This window comes from Saccharothrix australiensis, from assembly GCF_003634935.1.
GTDB classification, from domain to species: Bacteria; Actinomycetota; Actinomycetes; order Mycobacteriales; family Pseudonocardiaceae; genus Actinosynnema; species Actinosynnema australiense.
The window spans coordinates 1,954,439-1,973,111 of sequence record NZ_RBXO01000001.1; the positions used below are offsets into that span (position 1 = coordinate 1,954,439).

Annotated in this window: 16 protein-coding genes; 7 read left to right on the forward strand and 9 right to left on the reverse strand. The window is 74.8% G+C overall.

The annotated features are described in order from the left end of the window. Positions 1 to 149 precede the first annotated feature (149 nt). Entirely contained in the window at positions 150 to 515 is a 366-nt protein-coding gene (locus C8E97_RS09250) for an Rv2175c family DNA-binding protein (protein ID WP_170211706.1), read from the forward strand. On the opposite strand, the gene C8E97_RS09255 is transcribed toward C8E97_RS09250, so the two are convergent. From C8E97_RS09255 to C8E97_RS09265, 3 genes are all read right to left on the reverse strand, one after another. Next, positions 512 to 1,438, reverse strand: coding sequence for a phytoene/squalene synthase family protein (locus C8E97_RS09255; protein WP_121003474.1), 927 nt, complete (start codon positions 1,436 to 1,438; stop codon positions 512 to 514). The two genes, C8E97_RS09250 and C8E97_RS09255, sit on opposite strands and share 4 nt — an antisense overlap. 162 nt (positions 1,439 to 1,600) lie before the next feature. Further along, positions 1,601 to 3,091, reverse strand: a complete 1,491-nt coding sequence (gene crtI / locus C8E97_RS09260) for a phytoene desaturase family protein (protein ID WP_121003476.1) — start codon at positions 3,089 to 3,091, stop codon at positions 1,601 to 1,603. Position 3,092: 1 nt separating this feature from the next. Then, entirely contained in the window at positions 3,093 to 4,163 is a 1,071-nt protein-coding gene (locus tag C8E97_RS09265; protein ID WP_121003477.1) for a polyprenyl synthetase family protein, read from the reverse strand. Between the two features lie 104 nt (positions 4,164 to 4,267). Here C8E97_RS09265 and C8E97_RS09270 point away from each other — a divergent pair, with 104 nt between their 5' ends. Beyond that, positions 4,268 to 5,152: a methylenetetrahydrofolate reductase gene (locus C8E97_RS09270; RefSeq protein WP_121003479.1), complete on the forward strand. Its 885-nt coding sequence runs from the start codon at positions 4,268 to 4,270 to the stop codon at positions 5,150 to 5,152. Positions 5,153 to 5,265: 113 nt separating this feature from the next. Here the strand turns inward: C8E97_RS09270 and C8E97_RS09275 are convergent, their stop codons facing one another. Beyond that, on the reverse strand, positions 5,266 to 5,706 hold the full coding sequence (locus C8E97_RS09275; protein ID WP_246018774.1) for a carboxymuconolactone decarboxylase family protein: 441 nt from the start codon (positions 5,704 to 5,706) through the stop codon (positions 5,266 to 5,268). A 71-nt stretch (positions 5,707 to 5,777) separates the two neighbouring features. Then, positions 5,778 to 6,428 (reverse strand): LppM family (lipo)protein, encoded by a 651-nt coding sequence (locus C8E97_RS09280; protein WP_121003483.1) that lies wholly within the window; start codon positions 6,426 to 6,428, stop codon positions 5,778 to 5,780. A 104-nt stretch (positions 6,429 to 6,532) separates the two neighbouring features. On the opposite strand from C8E97_RS09280, the gene C8E97_RS09285 reads away from it, so the two are divergent. Further along, positions 6,533 to 8,218, forward strand: coding sequence for a DUF885 domain-containing protein (locus C8E97_RS09285; RefSeq protein ID WP_121003485.1), 1,686 nt, complete (start codon positions 6,533 to 6,535; stop codon positions 8,216 to 8,218). Positions 8,219 to 8,320: 102 nt separating this feature from the next. Beyond that, positions 8,321 to 8,944, forward strand: coding sequence for a CHAP domain-containing protein (locus C8E97_RS09290; protein ID WP_121003487.1), 624 nt, complete (start codon positions 8,321 to 8,323; stop codon positions 8,942 to 8,944). Between the two features lie 81 nt (positions 8,945 to 9,025). On the opposite strand, the gene C8E97_RS09295 is transcribed toward C8E97_RS09290, so the two are convergent. Then, positions 9,026 to 9,586, reverse strand: a complete 561-nt coding sequence (locus C8E97_RS09295; protein ID WP_121003489.1) for a GNAT family N-acetyltransferase — start codon at positions 9,584 to 9,586, stop codon at positions 9,026 to 9,028. Further along, on the reverse strand, positions 9,583 to 10,083 hold the full coding sequence (locus C8E97_RS09300; protein ID WP_121003491.1) for a YbaK/EbsC family protein: 501 nt from the start codon (positions 10,081 to 10,083) through the stop codon (positions 9,583 to 9,585). Before C8E97_RS09300 ends, C8E97_RS09295 begins: the two co-directional genes overlap by 4 nt. A gap of 181 nt (positions 10,084 to 10,264) precedes the next feature. Here C8E97_RS09300 and C8E97_RS09305 point away from each other — a divergent pair, with 181 nt between their 5' ends. Next, complete coding sequence (locus tag C8E97_RS09305; RefSeq protein ID WP_121003493.1) at positions 10,265 to 10,684, forward strand: SAV_6107 family HEPN domain-containing protein; 420 nt, start codon at positions 10,265 to 10,267, stop codon at positions 10,682 to 10,684. Continuing rightward, positions 10,681 to 11,442 carry a maleylpyruvate isomerase family mycothiol-dependent enzyme gene (locus C8E97_RS09310; protein ID WP_121003495.1) on the forward strand — a complete coding sequence of 254 codons (762 nt, stop codon included), beginning with the start codon at positions 10,681 to 10,683 and terminating at the stop codon, positions 11,440 to 11,442. Before C8E97_RS09305 ends, C8E97_RS09310 begins: the two co-directional genes overlap by 4 nt. Before the next feature lie 216 nt (positions 11,443 to 11,658). Here C8E97_RS09310 and C8E97_RS09315 read toward each other — a convergent pair whose 3' ends face one another. Continuing rightward, positions 11,659 to 13,245, reverse strand: coding sequence for an alkaline phosphatase D family protein (locus tag C8E97_RS09315; RefSeq protein ID WP_121003497.1), 1,587 nt, complete (start codon positions 13,243 to 13,245; stop codon positions 11,659 to 11,661). 24 nt (positions 13,246 to 13,269) lie between these two features. Here C8E97_RS09315 and C8E97_RS09320 point away from each other — a divergent pair, with 24 nt between their 5' ends. Next, positions 13,270 to 13,980 (forward strand): VOC family protein, encoded by a 711-nt coding sequence (locus C8E97_RS09320; protein ID WP_121003499.1) that lies wholly within the window; start codon positions 13,270 to 13,272, stop codon positions 13,978 to 13,980. 112 nt (positions 13,981 to 14,092) lie between these two features. Here the strand turns inward: C8E97_RS09320 and C8E97_RS09325 are convergent, their stop codons facing one another. Continuing rightward, entirely contained in the window at positions 14,093 to 18,637 is a 4,545-nt protein-coding gene (locus C8E97_RS09325) for an ATP-dependent helicase (protein ID WP_170211707.1), read from the reverse strand. Positions 18,638 to 18,673: the final 36 nt, after the last annotated feature.

The window sequence follows — 18,673 nt, forward strand, 5'->3', positions numbered from 1 at the left end:
TGCCGTGCGCCGGGGCATGCCGGGGCGCGCGTGGGGTCCGTGTCAAAGTCCCATGAAACAGGGGGTGTCCGGCAGTCGACCTTCGGGTGTACCGCCACCACCCGGTTGGCGCAGGGCGTTGCTCCCGGCGTTGTGGCATCGTGGCGCACGTGAGTGCGATTCCTGCCGCTGCGGATGTGCTGGCTCCCGACCTGGAGGTCCTGGACCTCGCCGAGGTCGCCGAGCGCCTCGACCTGCCGGTCAACCGTGTCCACCAGTTGCTGCGCGACGGTCAACTCCTCGCGGAGCGCCGGAACGGTGTCCTCGTCGTCCCCGCCCAGTTCCTCGCCGCCGGAGGCGTGGTGAAGGGGCTGCCCGGCACCATCACGGTGCTGCGCGACTCCGGCTACTCGACCGATGAGATCCTCCGGTGGCTGTTCACCGAGGACGAGACGCTGCCCGGCACGCCCATCGAGGCGCTGCGGGGCGACCGGGGCCGCGAGGTGAAGCGGCGCGCACAGGCGATGGGCTTCTAGATCCGACCGGTCGCGTCCGGGCGGTGCCAGACCAGCCGCCCGGACGTGGCACGGGCCGCCCGCGCGGCCACCAGGCCCGGCAGCGCCACCGCGAGCCGTCGCGCGTTCGGCACCACCACGCGCTTGTCCAGCACGTGGTAGTCGACGGACGCGATCCCGTGCAGGATGTCGCGGTACAGCGTGAGCGCCGTGCGCACGCACGGTCGGGCGACGGGCTGGAGCAGCCGGATGCCCTCCTCCGCCTCCCGGTACACCGCGAAGGTCACCGCCGCGAGGTGCGCCATCGCCCGGCGAACCCGCTGGTCCGGCTTCCCGGTGCGCCGCGACCACGCCAGCAGGCCCCGGTCCACGTCGTAGGCGCGCAGGACGTCCTGCGGCAGGTAGACCCGGCCGCGGTCCAGGTCCTCGCCCACGTCGCGCAGGAAGTTCGTGAGCTGGAACGCGCGCCCCATCGCCGCTGCGGCCGGCTCGGCGTGCCGCTGCGGCGCGACGGTGCCGAACACGGGCAGCAGTTGCAGCCCGATGACGGCCGCCGACCCGTGGATGTACCGGTCGAGTTCCGTGAATGACGCGTACTCCGTCACGTCCAGGTCCATCCGCATGGACGCCAGGAAGTCGGTGAACAGCACCGGGTCGATCCGGTGCCGTCGCGCGGTGTCGGCGAGCGCCGCGAGCACCGGGTGCCCGGTGGGGCGTCCCGCCAGCTCGTCGCCGAGCTGCCGCTCCAGCGCGGCCAGCTCGCGCGCCGGGTCGTGGGACGTGCCGCTGTCGACGATCTCGTCCGCCCACCGCGCGAACCCGTACAGGGCGTGCACGGCGGGTCGCTGCGCGGGCGGCAGGAGGCGGGTGGCGAGGAAGAACGTGCGGCCGTGCCGGGCGTTCAGCTCGCGGCACCGGGCGTAGGCCGCGGCCAACGGGGTCACGTGTGCCCGCCGGGCCGCGGCGGACCGGGTCGCCCGGATCCGACGGGTGCGGCGCTCGAACCGGGGTGCAGGGGAGTCGCGGCCATCGCCACGACATCGTCGCACAACGCGGGTGCCCGCCGGCACGTCGCGCCGGCCACACGGCCCGCACCGGGACGCCGGTCAGCGCGTGCTGCCCACGCGCGGTCTCACCGCCGGCCGCCGCCGCGCGCCGACCGGCCCGGTGATCCGCTGCGCCGCCAGCTTCCCCGAGATCAGCACCGGCGGCACGCCCACGCCCGGCGTCGTGCCGCACCCGGCCAGCACCGCGTTGTCCAACACCAGGTTGCGCGGCCGGAACGGACCGGTCTGGGCGATCGTGTGCGCGGCGGAGAACGGGGTGCCCGCGGCCAGCCCGAGGCCCGCCCAGTCCTTCGGCGTGACCAGCGACTCGACCTCGATCGAGGCGCCGAACCCGGTCAGGCCGCGCTGCTCCAGCACCCGCACCAGCTCGTCGCGGTAGGCCGGGCCGACGCGTGGCCAGTCGATCGGGCCCACCCGCAGGTTCGGCACCGGGGCCAGCACGAACATCCCCCCGCCCGGCGGGCTGGTGACCAGCAGCGACGGGTCGCTCATCAGCGTGCCCCGGCGGGTCAGCTCGTCGAACGTCCGCTCCCACGCCCCGCCGAACAGCAGGGTGTGGTGGGCCAGCTCCGGCCACGTCCGGTCGACCCCGGCGTGCAGCACGACCGCCGACGGCGACCACTTGATCGGCACGGGCCGGCGCGGGCGGTGCCCCAGCAGGCGGTACGACATCGGCAGGTCCGGCGTGAGCACCACGGCGTCGCAGGGGATGCGCTCGCCCTGCGCCGTCCGCACGGCCGTGACCCGGCCGCCGATCCGCTCCAGCCACGCCACCTTGGTGCCGTAGCGCAGGTCGGCGCCCGCGTCGCCGGCCGCCGCGGCCAACGCGTCGGGCAGGGCGCGCATCCCGCCACGCGGGTAGTAGACGCCCGCGACGGTGTCCATGTACGCGATCACGGCGTACGCGGCGAGCGCCTTGCGCGGCGGGACACCCGCATAAAGCGCCTGGAACGAGAACACGCGTTGCAGCCGCTCGTCCTTCAGGAACCGCGCCACCGACGGCCCCAGCCGCGAGAAGCCGCGCAACGCCGCCAACCGCGCCAGGTGCGGCGTGAGCAGGCTCAGCGGCGAGTCGAAGTTCGCCCCGATGAACGCGTCCTTCTCGGTTCGGTACAGGTCCGTCAGCCACGTCCGCAGCGCGCGGTACCCGGCGGCCTCGGCCGGTCCCGCGAACCGCCGCACCTCGGCCTCCATCGCGTCGGCGTCCGCGTGCACGTCGAGCACGCCGCCGTCGGCGAACCGGGCCCGGTAGGCGGGCTCCACGGGCATCAGGTCGAGCCGGTCGGACAGGTTCTCGCCGACCGCGGCCAGCGCGTCCTCGACCAGGTCGGGCATGGTCAGCACGGTCGGCCCGGTGTCGAACCGGTAGCCGCCGAGGTCCAGGCGGCCCGCGCGCCCACCCGGCACGTCGTCGCGCTCCAGCAGGGTGACCCGGCGGCCCGCGCCGAGCAGGTGCAGCGCGGCGGACAGGCCGGCCAGGCCCGCGCCCACCACGACGACGTGGTCCGTGCGTCCGGTGACCGTGCGCATTTCAGTAGGTCCGTTTCGTGGCGCTGATCGCGAGTTCGGCGAGGCGTTCGGCGGCGGCGGGCTCGGTGACCGGCGCCTTGTCCAGCGCCGCCAGCGCGGACTCGGTGAGCGCCGCGATGCGCTCCTCCACCGCGGCCACCGCGCCGACCTCGACCAGCCTGGACCGCACCACGTCCACCGCGGCCACGTCCAGGTCGGGCCTGCCGAGCGCGTCGTGCAGCTCGTCCGCGCCGAACCGCATGCCCAGCGCGACCAGCAGCGTCCGCTTGCCCTCGCGCAGGTCGTCGCCCGCGGGCTTGCCGGTCACCGCCGGGTCGCCGAACACGCCGAGCAGGTCGTCCCGCAGCTGGAACGCCACCCCGATGTCGGTGCCGAACGACCGCAGCCCCTCGACCAGCTCCGGCGACCCGCCGCCGATCGCCGCGCCCATGTGCAGCGGGCGCTCCACGGTGTACGCGGCGGTCTTGAGCCGGTCGATGCGCAGCGCGGCGTCCGGCGAGGCGTCGCCGCGGGCCTGGGTGAGCACGTCGAGGTACTGGCCGGCGAGCATCTCGGTGCGCATGTCCCGCCACGGCAGGCTCAGCCGCCGCAGCGCGTCGTTCGGCAGGCCGGCGGCGAACAGCATGTCGTCGGCCCAGGCCAGCGCCACGTCGCCGATGAGCACCGCGGCGGCGAGGCCGAACCGCTCTGGCTCGCCGAGCCAGTCGTGGGCGCGGTGCCGCCGCGCGAACCGGACGTGCACGGTGGGTCGCCCGCGGCGGGTTTCCGAAGCGTCCATCAGGTCGTCGTGGATCAGCGCGCACGCCTGGATCAGCTCCAGCGAGCTGACCGCGGTGAGCACGGCCTCCGCGAGCGGGCTGTCCGGGTCGCCGCCCGCCGCGCGCCAGCCCCACCAGGCGAAAGTGGGTCGAATCCGCTTGCCGCCGCCCAGGACGAAGTCGGCGAGGGCGTCCACGGCGCCCCCGAAGTTCTCCTCCATGCGCGCACCCAGGTCGCGGCGGTCGGCGAGGTAGCCTGCGAGCGCTGCGTCGACGTGCTTGGGCAGGTCAAGGTCCAACGGGTGGGGCGGCACCCGTCTATGGTCACCTCTGGCCCGCCCGCCCGCCCAACCGGGGGGCTGGTCCCATCCAGTGAACCGACCCTCCCACTGGCCGGCACGGGCACTACGCTGGTGGCATGACGACCGTCGTCGAACGCCTGACCGGGGGGAACCCCGTGTTCTCCGTGGAGTTCTTCCCCCCGCGCGACGCCGCCGACGAGCTGGTCCTGTGGCGCGCGATCCGCGAGCTGGAAGCGCTCGACCCGGCGTTCGTGTCGATCACCTACGGCGCGGGCGGCTCCTCCCGCGACCGCACCATCCGCACCACCGGCCGCGTCGTCCAGGAGACGACCCTGGTGCCGATGGCGCACCTGACCGCCGTGGAGCACTCGGTGGCGGAGCTGCGCAACGTGATCGGCTGGTACGCGGCGGTCGGCGTGCGCAACATCCTCGCGGTGCGGGGCGACCCTCCCGGCGACCCCAACGGCGACTGGGTGCGCCACCCGGAGGGCCTGACCTACGCCGAGGAACTCGTGCGGCTGTGCCGCGAGCTGGGCGACTTCTGCGTGGGCGTGGCGGCGTTCCCGTACGGGCACCCCCGGTCGGCGGACCTGGACACCGACACCCGGTACCTGGTGGCCAAGCTGCGCGCCGGCGCGGACTTCGCGATCGCGCAGCTGTTCTTCCGCCCGGACGACTTCCTGCGGATGCGCGACCGCGTCGCCGCCGCGGGCTGCGACACCGTCCTGCTGCCCGGCCTGATGCCGCTGACCACGCCGCGCACCCTGGCCAAGACCGTGGAGCTGTCCGGCGCGCCGGTGCCGCCGGAGGTGGCCCGGCGGCTGGAACCGCACCTGGACGACGCGGCGTCGTTCCGGAAGGCCGGGATCGACCTGGTGACCGAGACGGGGGAGCGGCTGCTCGCGGAGGGCGTGCCGGGGCTGCACTTCTACACGTTCAACCGCTCCAAGGCGACCCGCGAGGTGGTCGGGCGGCTCGGGCTGGTGCCCGCCCGCGCCTGACGCCACCCCGCCTGACACCACCGCGCGGGGCGACGAGGCCGTCCGCGACGGCCTCGCCCCTCGCGACCGGCGGCGGCGCGGTCGGTTCGGCGCGGCCGTTCAGCGCGGTGGGTTCAGCGCAGCCGGCTCTGGGTCGCCGAGTCCATCGTGACGCCGATGCGGTTGAAGGCGTTGATCGAGATGATCTGCGCGAGCAGCCCGGCGACCTGCTGCTCCTCGAACGTCGCCGCCACCTTCTCCCACACCTCGTCCGGCACGCCGTGCTCGCCGAGCCGTGTCACGGCGTCGGTGAACTCCAGCACCACCCGTTCGGTGTCGGTGAAGAACTTCGACTCGCGCCACACCGACAGCGCGAACAGCCGCTGCACGTGCTCACCGGCCTTGATCGACTCGGCCGTGTGGATGTCGACGCAGTACGCGCACCCGTTGAGGATCGACGCCCGGACCTTGATCAGGTGGGCGAGCGCGGGATCGACGTGCTGCTGGGCGTAGGACTCCAGCTGGAGCAGCGGTTGGTAGACCTCGGGTGCGACCTTGGCGAGATTCATCCTCATGCCAGGGGGACGAGGCGGCGCGCCCGGACGTGACGGCGTCGCGTGCGACCCCCGTCACCACCGGCCCGGCCTCAGGCCAGCTGGCTCCGGCGGCGCGCCACGACCGCCAGCACCACGACGATCAGCGCCGCGCCGCCGGTCAGGCCGGCGACCAGCATCGTCCACGCGAAGTACGAGGGCGAGTTCTCCCCCGCGTACCTGATGGTGGCGCTGAGCATGGTCGCCTCGCCGGGTTTCGGCGACCACGCGATGGTCGCGCCGTCCTCCTCCCGCCCGTTCGTGTCGACGACCTCGCCCGGAAAACTGATCTTGACCTGGATGTCGGCGCGCTCGGGCGGCACCTGGGTCAGGTCGACCGAGCCGTTCAGCGTCACCAGGTCGCCGGACCGGCGGAAGCCGAGCTGGTAGCGGCTGGACGAGGCGCTGGTGGCGATCGACAGCGCGCGGACCTCGTCGAAGGTCAGGCCGTTGAAGAACACCTGCGTGCCGGCGTACTTGTCCGCCCGGTACGGCTGGGTGGTGACCCGGTCCGCCAGGTCGTCGGGCACCTTGAGCTGGGGTCCGGCGTCGTTGTCGTCGGTCTCCGGTGTGGCGGCGACGACCTCGCCGGACACGCGGTCGTCCGGCCCCACCGCCATCGCGGCGTGCAGTCGGACGCACCCCGTCAGCGCGAAGGCCGCGAGGAGGAACACCGGCAGGAGGAGCGCGGAGGCCCTGGGCACCTGGCCATCCTGCCGGCCGGGTCAAAAGTTGACCGCTCGAACGCGGTCGTGAGCCTGGCTAAATACCTGTTGGAGGGACGTGACCCGGAGGTAACGTGCGGCGCATGTCAACCTCTTCGGCCGGCGTGCACGGCATCAGCAACCAGTTCGTAGCCGACTACGCGGCGGCCGACCCGTTGATCGCGACCTTCATCGGCGTTCCCGGCCACGACGACCGGCTGACCGACTACTCGCCCGACGGCCACCGCGCCCGCGCCGAGCTGGCCGCCCGCGCCCTCGCGGACATCACCGCCGCCGAACCCGCCGACGAGTCCGAGGCCGCCGCCAAGTCGGTGTTCCTGGAGCGCGTCGGGCTCGACGTCGAGATCCACGAGGCGGGCCTGTGGGACGGCGCGCTGAACGTCATCGCGAGCCCCGTGCAGAGCCTGCGGGAGGCGTTCGACCTGATGCCGACGGCGACCGCCGAGGACTGGGCGACCATCGCCAAGCGGCTCACGGCCATGCCCGAGGCGGTGGCGAACCTGCGCGCGGGCCTCGCCCACTCCGCCGACCGCGGCCAGGTCGCCGCGCTGCGGCAGGTGATCCGGGTCGCCGAGCAGTGCGACACCTGGTCCGGCCGGTCCGGCGGCAAGTCCTACTTCGCGACGCTGGTCGAGGGCGCGCCCGCGGACGCCGCGCTGCGCACCGACCTGGCGGCGGGCGCGAAGGCCGCCGCCGAGGCGTACGCCGACCTGGCCACCTTCCTGCGCGAGGACCTCGCGCCGAAGGCGCCGAAGAAGGACGCGGTCGGCGAGGACGTCTACCGGCTGTGGTCGCGCCACTTCACCGGCGCCCGGCTGGACCTGGCCGAGGCGTACGAGTGGGGCTGGGCCGAGTTCACCCGGATCGAGACCGAGATGAAGCAGGTGGCGAACCGGGTGCTCGGCGGCTCGGGCGGCACCCTCGCCGAGGCCGCCGCCGTGCTCGACGCCGACCCGCGCTACCTGGTGCAGGGCCAGGCCGGGCTCCAGGCGTGGATGCAGCAGCTCTCGGACAAGGCCCTCCACGACGTCCGCGGCGTGCACTTCGAGCTGCCCGACGAGCTGATGCGGCTGGAGTGCCGCATCGCGCCGCCCGGCGGCGGCGTCGGCGCGTACTACACCGGTCCCACCCCGGACTTCTCGCGCCCCGGCCGCATGTGGTGGTCGGTGCCCGCGGACAAGACCGAGTTCTCCACCTGGCGCGAGGTCACGACCGTCTACCACGAGGGCGTGCCCGGCCACCACCTCCAGGTCGCCACCGCCGTCTACCAGGCGGAGAAGCTGAACAACTTCCAGCGGCTGATGTGCTGGGTGTCCGGGCACGGCGAGGGCTGGGCCCTGTACGCCGAGCGGCTGATGCGCGAGCTGGGCTACCTGGAGGACGACGGCGACCTGCTCGGGATGCTCGACGCGCACCTGTTCCGCGCGGCCCGCGTGATCATCGACATCGGCATGCACCTGGAGCTGGAGATCCCGCGCGGCACCGGTTTCCACGAGGGCGAGCGCTGGACGCCGGAGCTGGGCCTGGAGTTCATGCTCACCCGGACCATCACCGACCCGGCGCACGTGCGCGACGAGATCGACCGCTACCTGGGCTGGCCCGGCCAGGCGCCGTCGTACAAGCTCGGCGAGCGGCTGTGGCTGGCGGCGCGCGACGACGCCAAGGCCCGGCACGGCGACGCGTTCGACCTCAAGGCGTTCCACAAGGACGCGCTGGAGATGGGCGCGATGGGCCTGGACACGCTGCGGGAGCGCCTCGCGCGGCTCTGAACGGCGCGACCGTGCGCCCACGGCCCCGGTGACCGCCCTTTACGGCGTCGTCACCGGGGCCGCTGTTGCATATGCTGCGGGCACTTCAGGGGAGGGGGACGCATGGCCAGACGTCTCGGGCGGTCCGCGTCGGTGGTCGCGGCGGTGGGTGCGCTGCTGTTGTGCGCCGCTCCGGCGTGGGCGCAGGACGACATCGCCGACCCGGCCGAGTGGCGGGTGCGGCAGGAGATCGTGGACCACGCGTTCAGCCAGGTCGGGGCGCGGGAGGACGGTCCCAACGGCTATCCGCGGCGGTACCAGGACATCGATCCGGCCGTGCGGCGCCCCGTGGAGTGGTGCGGGGTGTTCGTGAACTGGGCGTGGACGAAGGCCGGTGTGCCGCAGCGGCCGTCGATGCAGGCCGCGCCCGGCGCGCCCGCCGTCGACCAGGGGCACTGGGCGACCTACTGGCAGAAGTGGGGCCAGGCCAACGGCCGCTGGAAGCCGCTGGCGGAGCGGGACGTGGAGATGGGCGACGCCATCGTCTACGGCAACTACCCGTCGATGGTCGCGCACGTCGGCGTCGTGGTGGAGGTCAACTACGACCGCACCGGCCGGAAGGCCACCCACGTGCGGACCGTGGAGGGCAACGTGAGCGACCGGGTCGTCTACACGAAGTGGCGCAAGCTGTCGGACCTGAACGCGGGCGCGGGCCTCAAGGTCTCGGGGTTCGTGTCGCCGTTCTAGCCGGACCGGTTCCGCCGAGCGGGTCGGGGGCGGTCGTCGCGCGACGACCGCCCGGCGCCCCCTACGGCGGCGGGTTCCCGGTCAGTCCAGCGGCAGGGCGCGGCCCAGCACCGCGAACGGGCGCGGGTCGCCGGTGAACTGGTAGTGCCGCAGCACGTCGGTGAAGCCCAGCCGCCGGTACAGCCGCCACGCCTTGCTCGGCCCCTCCGGGGTGGACAGCAGCACGTGCGACGTCGTCACCCCGCCCAGCAGGCTGCGCAGCAGACCTTCGCCGATGCCCCGGCTCTGCGCGCGCGGCAGCACGTGCAGCTCGGTCAGCTCGAAGTAGTCGTGCATCCACTCCTCGACCGCCTGCGGCCCGGCGACCAGGGTCAGGCCGTGCCGCACCTGCTCGTGCCACCACTGGCCCACCGAGCCCCGGTAGCCGTAGCCGATGCCGACCAGCTCGTCCTCCTCGCCCAGCGCCACCACGCAGCGCCAGCCGTCCCGCAGCATGTGCGCCAGCCACATCGGCGCGCGCTGCTCGGCCGTGCCGGGCGGGTAGTTCATCGCGCTGACGTAGAGGTCCAGCGCCTCGCCGAGCCGGGAGTTCAGCTCGCGGGCCGACAGCTCGACCAGCCGCTGCGACGGCGCGGCGGTCATCGGGCGACCCTCGCCGGTGTGCCGCCGGTCAGGGCGACCAGGCCGGCGTAGGTCGTCGGGAACACGGCGTGCGGGTGCCCGGCGGCGGCCCACACCACCTCGTACCGCTCCAGGTCGACGTCGACGAACGTCGGGATCGGCGCGGGGTGGCCGATCGGCGAGACGCCGCCGATGACCTGGCCGGTGTGCTCGCGCACGAAGTCCGGCTTGGCCCGGTCGATCCGGTCCGCGCCGGCGAGCTCGGCCAGCAGGTCGGTGTCGGCCCGGTGCGCGCCGGAGGTGAGCACCAGCAGCGGGGTGGCCACGCCGTCCCGGACGGCGGCGAACACGAGGCTGTTCGCGATGGCCCCGACCGGCACGTTCACCGCCGACGCGGCCTCGGCGGCGGTGCGGACGGCGTCGGCCAGCACGCGGATCCCGTCCGCTGCCTCGTGGTGGCCCGATTCGGACAGGGCCGCCGCCACCTTGCGGATACCGGGGTGGTCAAGTGCGCTCACCTGTTCATGAGACCACGTGCGGCCGGGTTGAGGAGTGCCGGGTTGACGGGTTACGCTGACCGTGCTCGAACACGTGTTCGAGTTATGCCTTGGTGGTGGGGCGGGGGAAGCGCCCCACCACCAAGTGCCGCCGTCTCCCCGCGGCGGTCGTCGCTGTCCCGACGCCGCGAGGAGGCCGCCGATGTCGACTTCGACCGACTTCCCCAGCGCCCGACGGGTGCCACCACCCCCACCACCGGCCGTCGACCTGCTCGCCCGGGCGCGCGACCGCGTGCGGGAGGCGGAGCACGCGGCCGAACCCGTCGACCGGTTCACCACCGCCTACCTGGGCGCGCTGTGCGCCGCGGCGGCCGTCCTGGCGGCGCGCGGTCGGCCCCGCCGGGGACTGGTCGAGCCGGCCGGGGTGTGGGTGCTGCTGCCCGTGCCGGCACCCGGGCTGCGCGAGTGGGCGGAGTACTTCGCGTCCTGCTCGGCGGTCGACGCGGCGGTGCGGGCGGGCGTCACCCGGCACGTGGACCGACGGGCCGCCGACGACCTGGTGCGCCAAGCGGCGCAGTTCATCGGGCTGGCCGACGCGATCGTGCGCGAGGGCGGACGGTGAGCAGGGGACTGGTCGACTACGGCCGGCTGATCGAGACCGTGGCGGCGGAGGCCGAGTCGCTGGCGTCGGCGGCGGAGGGGCAGCGCCCGGAGCGCCAGGTGCCCGCGTGCCCCGGCCTGAACCTGGGCGAGACCGCGCGGCACGTGGGCAGCACGTACCGGATGGTCACGGCCTGGCTCCGCGAGGGGCGGCAGCCCGTCGCGTGGCAGCAGGACCCGGCGCGGGGGCAGACGCTGTCCGACTACCTGCGGGAGGGCGTCGAGCCGCTGGTCGACGCGCTGTCCGAACGCGAGCCGGACGACCCGTGCGAGACGTGGTGGCCGGCGGAGCGGACGTGCCGCTTCTGGGCGCGGCGGCTCGCGCACGAGTCGACCGTGCACCGGATGGACGTGCAGGCGGCGGCCGGGCTGCCGCTGGGGCCGGTGCCCGACGACATCGCCGAGGACGGCGCGGACGAGGTCCTGTCGCTGTGGCTCGGCCACCGCCTGGACGTGCTGGGCGTGCGGGGCACCCGCGAGGGGACGGTGGCGGTCCGCACCGGCGGCCGGGTGTGGATCACCCGCACCGGGCCGGAGCCCGCGACGACGTGGGAGGCGTCGCCGGAGGAGGCCGCGTCGGCGGACGCGGACGTCAGCGGGCCGCCCGTCCGGGTGTACCGGTGGTTGTGGGGCCGCATCCCGGACCGCGAGGTGGAGACGACGGGCGACCACGACGCGATCGCGCAGCTGTGGGCGTTGCTGCGCCTGGCGACGAAGTGATCCCCGGTTCGCCGCGGCGTCATCCGGCGCCGTCGGCCGCTCCCGCGGTCTTCCGGGCGTCGCCTCGGCGGGCGGCCTCCTGGCGGGGCGGTTCCAGGCGGGGTGCCGCGCCGGCGTTCTCAGCTCGCGGCGGCCGTCCTGTCGGTGGCCCCTGGCAGGATTGGTCATCGGGGGGCCCTCACCCTGCCCTCGGAAGCCCTCACCCCGCCCGTGGCCTCACAGCGTGAGGTCGGCGCTGCCGACCAGGCCGTCCGGGGTGGCGGTTTCCAGTCGGTAGCGGGCCTTGCGGCCGACGATCTCCAGGACCGCCACCGAGTTGCCGAAGTGCGGACCGCTGATCTTGGTCCACGCCACGGGGTCGGCCGGCACGCCCGCCCGGTCGGCCCAGCGGCGCAGCAGCCGGGCCAGCGGCCTGGACCAGGACAGGCGGAACACCGGGCGGAAGATCCACGGCGGGTCGTTGTGCACCGGTGAGCAGACCAGTTGCAGCACCTCGGAGCGCGTCGGCTCGGCGAACTCGGCGCGGGCCGCGTAGCTGTGGTGGACGTCCCCGGACAGCACGCAGACGGTGCCCGGCGCGGTCGGGCCGGAGCCGATGCGGTGGATGAGGCGCGAGAGGCGCTCGAAGGACGCGCGGAACGCGGGCCAGTGCTCCAGGTCGCCCGCCTGGCGCACCTTCTCGGCCAGCCGGCCGCGCGGACCGGGGCGCGCGGCGGCGCGCTCGTTGATGGACTGGAAGTGGCTCAGGCCGTGCGGCATCAGCCACGGCAGCGACGACCCGATCAGCAGGTGGTCGACGTCGCCCTCGGCGTTGCGCTCGATCCAGTCGAACTCCTCGTCGCCGACCATCAGCCGCTCCGGGCCGTCCAGGATGCGCCCGCTGCGGGTGTCGACGACCAGCAACCGCACCCGCCCGAAGTCGCGCCGGTAGCTCCACCGGGTGGACTTGCGGCCGTCCACCTCCCGGTCGGCCTGCTCCGCGAAGTCCTCCAGCAGCGGCTGCACGTCGTGCCCGGCGGCCAGCACCGCCGCGAACAGCTCGTCGCGCGCGAGTTCCGCCGGCGAGAGGTTGCCCAGGTGCTGGTACACCCAGTACGACGCCAACCCCGCGCGGATGCGCTCGCGCCACCACGGCTTCCCGGCCATCTGCGCGCGCCAGGCCCGCGAGGTGTTCCAGTCGTCCCGGATGTCGTGGTCGTCGAAGATCATCGAGGTCGGCAGGACGGACATCAGCCAGCGGATCTCCGGGTCCGCCCACGACTCGTGGTACAGCTCGGCGTACTCGCGGAACGACACCACCTCGCCCGCCGGCTCCGGTCTGCGGCGGGCCAGCCACTCCCGGACGCGGGGCGTCGGCTCGTCCGCGTAGACCTGGTCCCCGAGCAGCAGCAGGGCGTCCGGCCACCGCTCCTCGGGCCAGTCCTTCATCCGCAGCGCGAACGCGTCCAACGCGTCCGGGCCCAGCTTGTCCGCCGTCCGCTGGTCGGGCCCGCCCGCCTTGGCGGCCCGGCACGACCCGAACACCAGCCGCGTCACCCGGCCGGTGCGGATCCTCGGCGCCGGGAACGACGAGCCCGGCTCCGGCCAGACGACCCGGCCGTCCAACCGCACGTCGTAGCGCGTGGTGCTGCCCGGTTCGAGCCCTTCGACGACGACCAGCGCGAAGTGCTGCTCACCGACCTGGAACGTGGGGGCGCGGTTGCCCGCGACGGTGACCTCGCAGGACGCGTCGGTCTCCACCCAGACGGTGGCCGACGTGGCGTCGACGTGTCGCAGCACCGGACCGAGCACCAGTTGCGCCATGGGCGCAGACGTTACCTTCGAGGCATGGCGACGAGGTTGTACGACGTGGTCGTGGATTCCGCCGACCCGGCCCGGCTGGGGCGGTTCTGGTCGGCGCTGCTGGAGCGGGAGATCACCGGCGAGAGCGCGGACGAGGTGGACGTGGCCCTGAGCCCCGGCACCGAGCTGGTGTTCGTGCCGGTGCCCGACCCGAAGACGGTCAAGAACCGCGTGCACCTGGACCTGGCGTCGACGTCGGCGGACCACCAGGCGGCACTGGTCGCGCGGGCGCGGGACCTGGGCGCGCGGCCGGTCGACATCGGCCAGGGCGCCATGCCGTGGGTGGTGCTGGCGGACCCGGAGGGCAACGAGTTCTGCGTCCTGGAGCCCCGCGACGAGTACCTCGACGTCGGTCCGGTGGCGGCGGTGGTGATCGACGCCCTGGACCCGCGGGCGCAGGCGGCGTTCTGGTCGCACGCCACGGGGTTGCCGGTGGTGCGCGAGCACGCGGAGTGCGCGTCCTTGCGGCAGGAGTCGGCGTTCTGGCTGGAGTTCGTGCGGGTGACCGGAGCGAAAGCGGTGAAGAACCGGGTGCACCTGGACGTCGTGCCGCCCGCGGACGGCGACCTGCTGATCGAGGTGGCGCGCTTGGAGTCGCAGGGGGCGGTGCGGGCGGACGTGGGCCAGAGCGCGGTGTCGTGGGTGGTGCTGGCCGACCCGGAGGGCAACGAGTTCTGCGTGCTGACCCCGCGCTGAGACGCGGCCGGCCGGGACCGCGCCGGGCCTTCGGGCAAGTCGCGCCGCCCGCCACACCTGTAGCGGCGAATCCCGCGCCCGCCACGCCACCAGCGGCACATCCCGCCGCTCGCTACGCCCGCAGTCGCAAACCCTTCGGCGTGGCGCGGAATCCCGCCTCCTGGAGGACGCCGGCCAGTCGCGAGCCCAGCGCCACCTCCCCGTCCGCCCGCTGCACCGCCAGCTGCCCGAGCCAGCCGTCGCGCACCGCGCGACCCAGGGCCTGGGCGGCCGCGCGCAGCACGTCGTCCTCCTCGCTGAACGACAGCAGCGACCGCCCGCCGCGCTCCACGTACAGCGCCGCCACGCCGTCGACCAGCACCGTCAGCGCACCGGACTTCCGACCCGGCCGGTGCCTGCCCTCGCCGACCGGGTCGGGCCACGGCAGCGCCGCCCCGTACGGCTGGGCCGGGTCGGCGGCGGCCAGCACCACGGCCTCCGGCGCGCCGACGTGGTCCTGGCCGGGCGGGCGGGACAGGGCGCGCAGGCGGTCGACCGCACCGCGCGCCGCGAACTGCGCCGCGCCCAGCCCCTCGACCACGTAGCCGCGCACCACCTGGCCGGACTCCTCCATCGCCCGCAGCACCCGGTAGACGCCGCTGAACCCGCCGGTCACCCGCTCCGTGTCCAGCGCGCCCCTGGTCAGCACGCCGTGCCGCTCCAGGAACGCCTCCGCCCGCGCGTGCGCCCGCCGCGTCGGGTCGGCCGCGGGCACCACCGCCAGCGACCAGCGCCCGCCCGCGGTCGGCGGGCCGGTGCGGCTGGGCAGGTCCGGTCTGCCCGTCCGCATCCGCGCGTACCGGCCGCGCGGCGCGGTGCGGCGCGGTTTGTGCGCGGCGCCACCGCCGGAGACCAGCGCGCGCAACGGCGACAGCGTGTCGTTCGTGACGACACCCGCCCACACCAGGTCCCACAGCGCGCCCACGACCTCGGCGTCCGTCGTCGGTCCCTGGAGCGACACCCGGTCGACCACCTGCCGGAAGAACAGCGCCCCGCCGCCCAACGCCTCCACCACGGCCGTGTGCAGCGAGGAGTCCGGCGTCGCCTCCGGCACCAGGTCGGGCAGCAGCAGGTCGGCCACGTCGGCGGGCGCCAGCGCGATCCAGCCGTCGCCGCCCGCCAGCGAGCCGCAGCCGGTCCACGTCACCTCGCCGGACGCGGTCAGCTCGTCCAGCAGCGCCGGGCGGTAACCCGGCAGCCGGGCGGGCAGCACCAGCGACTCCACGGCGCTCGCCGGCAGCGGCGCGCCCGCCAGCTGCTCCACCACGGAGTACACGTCGTCCACCGTCGGCGCGCCGCGCGGCCTGCGGCCGACACCGTGCCAGGACGGCAGGAACCGGCCCAGCGCCGCCGGTTCCACCGGCTCGACCTCGGCGCGCAACCGGGCCAGCGACGCCCGCCGCAGCCGCCGCAGCACCTCGGCGTCGCAGTACTCGGTGTGGGTGCCGCCGGGCCGCAGCTCGCCGCGCACCAGGCGGCCGGCGGCCGCCATGCGCTCCAGCACGCCGGTGACCACCGCGACGCCCAACCCGAACCGCTCCGCCGCCTCGACCGCCGGGAACGGCCCGTGCGTCCGCGCGTAGCGGGACAGCAGGTCGCCCAGCGGGTCGGCCACCGGCTCGGTGAACGCCTCCGGCACGCCCACCGGCAGCGCCACGCCCAGCGCGTCCCGCACCCGGCCCGCGTCCTCGATCGCGAGCACCCGCTCCTCGCCCGCGATCCGCACCCGGATCGCCCGCCGCTGCGCCACGAGGTCGGCCAGCCACTCGGGCCGGATGCCGCGCTCCAGCGCCTCCGCCTCCGACAGGTCGCCCAGGAACCGCAGCAGGTCGGCCGCGCCCTCGGCGTCCCGCGCGTGCCGGTCCGGGACGAGCCGCTGGAGGCTGCGCTCGACCTCCTCGACCACCTCCGGGTCCAGCAGCTCCCGGATCGCCTCGGCGCCCAGCAGCTCCGCCAGCAGCGCCGAGTCCAGCGACAGCGCCGCCGCCCGCCGCTCGGCCAGCGGCGCGTCCACCTCGTAGAGGAACATCCCGACGTACCCGAACAGCAGGCTGCGCGCGAATGGCGACGGACCCGGCGTCTCCACCTCCACCACCCGCACCCGCCGCGCGCGCACCTCGGCCATCAACTCGCGCAGGCCCGGCACGTCGTACACGTCCTGGAGGACCTCCCGCATCGCCTCCAGGACCACCGGGAAGCTCTCGTACTTCGCCGCCACGGACAGCAGCTGCGCCGCCCGCTGCCGCTGCTGCCACAGCGGGGTGCGGCGCTTCGGGTCGCGCCGGGGCAGCAGCAGGGACCTCGCCGCGCACTCCCGGAACCGCGCCGCGAACAGCGCCGACCCGCCGACCTCCGCGACGACGACCTGCTCGACCTCCTCCGGGTCCAGCAGCACGTCCTCCGCGCTGGCCACCACCTGCGCGCCGTCCAGGTCGACCGCGTCCGGCAGCCGCACCACGATCCCGTCGTCGGAGTGCGCCGCCTGCACCTCGACACCGCGCCGCTCGCGCAGCCGGGCCGCGATCGCCAGCGCCCATGGGGCGTTCACCTGCGCCCCGAACGGCGAGTGCACCACCAGCCGCCAGTCGCCCAGCTCGTCGCGGAACCGCTCCACCAGCACGGTCCGGTCGTCGGGCACGTGCCGGGTCGCCTCCCGCTGCTCGGCCAGGTACGCCAGCAGGTTCGAGGTCGCCCACGCGTCCAGCCCCGCGTCGGCGGCCCGGCGCGTCGCGCCCTCCTCGTCCATCGAGGACACCTCGCGGAGGAACCTGCCCAGCGCACGCCCCAGCTCCAGCGGGCGCCCCGGCGCGTCGCCCTTCCAGAACGGCATCCGCGCGGGCCGGCCGGGCGCGGGCACCACGATCACGCGGTCGTGCGTGATGTCCTCCACCCGCCACGACGAGGTGCCCAGCAGGAACGTGTCGCCCACGCGCGACTCGTAGACCATCTCCTCGTCCAGCTCACCGACCCGCGAGCCCGGACCCCGTTCCGACGGCGGTGTCATGACCGCGAACAGGCCGCGGTCCGGGATGGTGCCGCCGGAGGTGACCGCCAGGCGCTGCGACCCCGGCCGGCCGCGCAGCTCGCCGTTGACCCGGTCCCACGTGACGCGGGGCCGCAGCTCGCCGAACTCCTCGCTCGGGTAGCGGCCCGCGAGCATGTCCAGCACCGCCTGCAACGCCGACTCCGGCAGCGCCGCGAACGGGGCGGCCCGCCGCACCAGCCCCGCCAGCGCCTCCACCGTCCACGGCTCCATCGCGACCATCGCCACCACGTGCTGCGCCAGCACGTCCAACGGGTTGCGCGGGTACCGCACCGCCTCGATCGCGCCGTCGCGCATCCGCTCGGCGACCACCGCGCACGACACCAGGTCGCCCCGGAACTTCGGGAACATCACCCCGCGCGACACCGCGCCCACCTGGTGCCCGGCGCGGCCGACGCGCTGCAGCCCGGAGGCCACCGTCGGCGGCGCCTCCACCTGCACCACCAGGTCGACCGCGCCCATGTCGATGCCCAGCTCCAGCGACGACGTGGCCACCACGCACGGCAGCCGCCCCGACTTCAGCTCCTCCTCCACCGCCGTGCGCTGCTCGCGCGACATCGAGCCGTGGTGCGCGCGGGCGATCGTCGGCGACCGCTGGGTGGTCAGCCCCGACTGCCCGATCGCCTCGGCCGGGAACCGCTCCAGCTCCAGCGCCTCCTCGGCCAGCTCGTTGAGCCGGGCGGTCAACCGCTCCGCCAGCCGGCGCGAGTTGGCGAACACGATCGTGGAGCGGTGCTGCCGGACCAGCTCCAGCACCCGCTGCTCGACCGACGGCCAGATCGACGCCCGCTGCTCCGCGCCCGACGCCGGCCCGGACACCTCGCCGGTGGGCTCCCCGAGCGCGGACATGTCCTCGACCGGGACCTCGACCCGCACCTCGATCGTCTTCGCGGTCGCCGGCTGGACCACCTTCACCGGCCGGCCGCCGGCCAGGAACGCGGCCACCTCCTCGACCGGCCGGACCGTCGCGGACAGGCCGATCCGCTGGGCGGGCCTCGCCAGCAGCGAATCCAGCCGTTCGAGTGACAGCGCGAGGTGCGCGCCCCGCTTGGCGCCCGCCACGGCGTGCACCTCGTCGACGATCACCGTCTCCACGCCGCGCAGCGACTCGCGCGCCGACGACGTGAGGATGAGGAACAGCGACTCCGGGGTGGTGACCAGCACGTCCGGCGGACGGCGGGCGAACGCGCGCCGGTCCTCCGCCGGTGTGTCGCCGGTGCGCATGCCGACCGAGATCGCGGGCTCGGGGAGGGACAGCCGGTGCGCGGCCTGCCGGATGCCGGCCAGCGGCGCGCGGAGGTTGCGCTCCACGTCCACGGCCAGCGCCTTCAGCGGTGAGACGTACAGCACCCGGCAGCGCTGCCGTGGCTCCTCGGGCGGTGGCGTCGACGCCAGCCGGTCCAACGCCCAGAGGAACGCGGCCAGCGTCTTGCCCGAACCCGTCGGTGCGATCACCAGCGCGTGCTCACCCGCCGCGGCGGCCTCCCACGCGCCCGCCTGCGCCGCGGTGGGCGCGGCGAAGGCCCCGGCGAACCACTGCCGGGTGGCGGGCGAGAAGGCGGCCAGAGCATCCATGCCGTCCATACTGGACCAGGGGTACGACAGTGTTGG

Excerpts from the sequence above, each read along its gene's own strand:
- C8E97_RS09315 (WP_121003497.1), bottom strand. The coding sequence starts at position 13,245 with ATGGCGCAACTGGTGCTCGGTCCGGTGCTGCGACACGTCGACGCCACG.
- C8E97_RS09305 (WP_121003493.1), top strand. The coding sequence starts at position 10,265 with ATGTCGACTTCGACCGACTTCCCCAGCGCCCGACGGGTGCCACCACCC.
- C8E97_RS09325 (WP_170211707.1), bottom strand. The coding sequence starts at position 18,637 with ATGGATGCTCTGGCCGCCTTCTCGCCCGCCACCCGGCAGTGGTTCGCC.
- C8E97_RS09285 (WP_121003485.1), top strand. The coding sequence starts at position 6,533 with ATGTCAACCTCTTCGGCCGGCGTGCACGGCATCAGCAACCAGTTCGTA.
- C8E97_RS09290 (WP_121003487.1), top strand. The coding sequence starts at position 8,321 with ATGGCCAGACGTCTCGGGCGGTCCGCGTCGGTGGTCGCGGCGGTGGGT.
- C8E97_RS09295 (WP_121003489.1), bottom strand. The coding sequence starts at position 9,586 with ATGACCGCCGCGCCGTCGCAGCGGCTGGTCGAGCTGTCGGCCCGCGAG.
- crtI (WP_121003476.1), bottom strand. The coding sequence starts at position 3,091 with ATGCGCACGGTCACCGGACGCACGGACCACGTCGTCGTGGTGGGCGCG.
- C8E97_RS09320 (WP_121003499.1), top strand. The coding sequence starts at position 13,270 with ATGGCGACGAGGTTGTACGACGTGGTCGTGGATTCCGCCGACCCGGCC.
- C8E97_RS09275 (WP_246018774.1), bottom strand. The coding sequence starts at position 5,706 with ATGAGGATGAATCTCGCCAAGGTCGCACCCGAGGTCTACCAACCGCTG.
- C8E97_RS09270 (WP_121003479.1), top strand. The coding sequence starts at position 4,268 with ATGACGACCGTCGTCGAACGCCTGACCGGGGGGAACCCCGTGTTCTCC.